Annotated in this window: 1 pseudogene; it reads left to right on the top strand. The window is 36.0% G+C overall.

Annotated elements, in window-relative coordinates:
* Nucleotides 1-14: 14 nt before the first annotated feature.
* Nucleotides 15-228, top strand: a pseudogene (locus RVS70_RS23305) (IS5/IS1182 family transposase); the annotation flags it as partial.

Here is a 228-nt window from a genome sequence, read left to right as displayed (position 1 = left end):
CGGAGGTATCCCTTATGTTTAAACATTATACCATGAATCAAGTCGTTTTGCCTTTAGATTTTGAAATGAAATTACAAGAAAATGATATCGCCTATGCGGTTAACCATATTGTAGAACATATCCCAGAAGAATCATTTGTGGGATTTTTGCGCGAAACAGGTTGTCCTGCATACCATCCTCGAATGATGATGAAGATTATCTTATGTGCCTATACCCAATCTGTTTTTT

Origin of the sequence: Virgibacillus sp. M23, assembly GCF_034190895.1 — a bacterium.
Classification (GTDB): domain Bacteria; phylum Bacillota; class Bacilli; order Bacillales; family Amphibacillaceae; genus Virgibacillus; species Virgibacillus salarius.
Note: the sequence above shows the minus strand (reverse complement) of the source record. Positions and strands in the feature narration are given on the sequence as shown.